Below are 2,652 nucleotides of genomic sequence, written 5' to 3'. Positions count from 1 at the left end.
CTGCGCCATATGGCACAACCGCACCATCGGCGCACCCACCACCAGGTCACTGATCGCCTACGACCACTAAGCCACATCGGAACTAATCGTCTAGGCGTGCGCGATCGCCCCAGCCACCGCAGCCGGTGACAAATAGAGCGCACTGCTACAGAGAACACCAGTTCACAGCGGTGCGGCAGCAGCGGACGCGCGCTCACTGACGTAGCCCGGCCCGTACTGCGCGGGCCGGGCTGCGTCGCCTGGCCCACGCACCGCGGAGAGCCCATCGATGCGGGCGCCGTCTTGTGGAAGCCCAGCACCCGAGCGCAGTCCTTCCGGCTCACCGCGCCCACCGGCTATGCCCGGAGCGGGCAAGTCCCCGGCGGCTGCCTCGTGATCGCACGCAATGTGCTGGACCAACTGCTCCGCGACCAAGCCGCAGCACAAGGAGCCGACGTCCGCTACCGCACCATGGCTCTGGGAAAGTCGCGTGGCAGGGGGAAATGCAATGGCAGGGCCAGCCGGGGGTATGGCACAGGCTCTTACGCCTTGAGGTGGCCGCTCATCCACTCCAAGGCGGCGGGCGTCTCACGGAGCCAGGTATCGAAATGGTGGGAGCCGCTGTCGAGGATGATCGATGCGATCCGGCCCGGGGATTTGGTCTGCTGGATGAACTTCAGCGTGTCCGGGTAATTCGGCTCGCCCTGCTTGCTGGAGGTGACCAGGAGGTTAACCGGCGCCGCAGGAAGGTTCTTCTGCCGCCACAGCAGGTCGTTCTCCCGCTCCAGCCGTTTGTTGCCGCCGAACAGGTCACCGGTTGGGGAGGTGCCCTCCGAGGCATTGTACGAGCCGGAGAGGGACACACCGGTGGAGAACGCCTTCGGGTGACGCATCGGCATCTTCAGGGCGCAGTAACCGCCCGTGGAGTCGCCTATGACACCCCAGTTCCTGGCGTCGGTGCCGACACGGTAGTGGCTGGCTATATCCTGGCGTACGTCGTGGGTGAAGAACGTCTCGGCCTGCGGGCCCTTTGGGACGTCCACGCACTCGGTGTCCCACGGCAGCACGACGGTCGGGCTCATCATGACCATTATCGTCGGCTGCATCTTGCCCTTGCGGACCAGGTCGTGCTGGGTCTGCGGATAGCGAAGCCCCTTGTAGAGGGCCTTCGCATTGCCCGGGTGGCCGGTCAGCACCACGGACGTAGGGAAGCGCTTCTTCGCGTACTCGGGCTGGAAGTACTGCGGTGGCAGATAGACGTACGCCGAGCCATTGATCTTGGACTTCTCGCCCTTGAGCAGCACCTTCTCCACCCGTCCGGCAACACGCGACTGGGCACCGCCGGGCAGGCCCGCGTGCTCGGTGCCGAGCACCTTCAGCTTGGTGCCGTTCGGGCCGGAGTTCGCGGTTTCCTGCTCCGCGCCGAACAGTTCCGCCCAGGAGCCGTAGAAAAGGTACGAATTATTCGCAAGGAGGCCGACCGCCGCGAAGATGGACAGCTGGGTCGCCAGCAACAGGCCGGCGCGGCCGAGGACCGCGCGCCAGTTGCGCTTGGACAGGCGACGCCACAGCCAGATGGTGAGAATGAAGAGTGCCACCGCGAAAAGAACGGCCAGGAGTAGCACTGTTTTGCTGGTGAGACCCATGTGGTGCTTTCTTCCGGGCGGCCCGCTCCGCCGGGCCACAGATGGAACCCCGGGTCCTGGAACGCCGTCATGCGGCTCGCGAAAGTCCAGATGCTGGGACTGAGACTCGTACGTTCTCTTGACCGGGGCGACGGGAAAATGATGTCTGGCAGGGTAGATGGCACAAAGTCCAGGATGGTTGCGTGGTGCCTGCCACGCCGGCCACGTGGACCCCGCCCAGGAGAACGGGAAAAGTGCCGCCATCGCCCACCGTCGTTTCCTGCTCTGATCCAGGGCCGGGGTGTGGGGTCGCCTGCATCAGCGGGTTCTCGACCGGCTCGCCGACCGCGGCCTTCTCGATCTGACCCGTCTGGTGTTGGACACCGTCCACGTTCGGGCGAAAGGGGGCGAACTTACAGGTCCGAGCCCCGTGGACCGGGCAGGCCCGATTCCAAGATGCACATCCTGTCCGATGCAGCAGGAGTGCCCCTCGCGCTCGGCCTCTCGGGCGGCAACACCGCCGACAGCGACGGCCTCAAGCCGATGATCGGCGGATACCAAACGAAACACGACCCCGAATGCGGACGGAATTGCCCGGTTGGCAAGGTACCTGCCGACAAGGCATACGACCGGCCGCACCTGCGGCGATGGCTGCGCGGACGGCGCATCACGGTCCGTATCGCCCGCATCGGCCCGACCATGGGGGCGCAGGTGCCATGCCCGCTGAGGAGAAGATCGAGTGTGTGACCCGGCAGCGTTACGAGGAGATCGTGGCCGAGCTCGATCGAGAACGAGGCCGAGCGGTTCGCCGCCATCAAGAAGCCCTTTGCGGCGGAGGAGCACTGCCGGACTCTCTTGGCCCCGTGTCGCGGGTATGCGGCTCGTCACCGGCACGGACCGACTCGTCATGGCGTGTACAGGTCTCCGCGTACGGGCGCAGCCGCGAAACGGGGCGCGCGGGCCGGGCGCGTACGTCGCTCACGGGCGCCCGGCACCCGCGGGCGGCGGATCAGGCGGCGACCGCGGCGCGGCCGGCGGCGTAGACCGC

Annotated in this window: 1 protein-coding gene and 1 pseudogene; one reads left to right on the top strand and one right to left on the bottom strand. The window is 66.6% G+C overall.

What is annotated here, in order from left to right:
* Positions 1-521 precede the first annotated feature (521 nt).
* A complete protein-coding gene (locus tag ACZ53K_RS42620; RefSeq protein WP_468848520.1) occupies positions 522-1,625 on the bottom strand; it encodes an alpha/beta hydrolase in 1,104 nt (367 codons plus the stop codon).
* A 226-nt stretch (positions 1,626-1,851) separates the two neighbouring features.
* Between ACZ53K_RS42620 and ACZ53K_RS42615 the strand changes: the two are divergent.
* Positions 1,852-2,297: pseudogene (locus tag ACZ53K_RS42615) on the top strand (transposase); the annotation flags it as partial.
* Between the last annotated feature and the right edge of the window lie 355 nt (positions 2,298-2,652).

This window comes from Streptomyces sp. NPDC033221 (genome assembly GCF_055577005.1).
The sequence above is the reverse complement of the archived record's forward strand: the minus strand, read 5'-3'. Positions and strand labels throughout refer to the sequence as shown.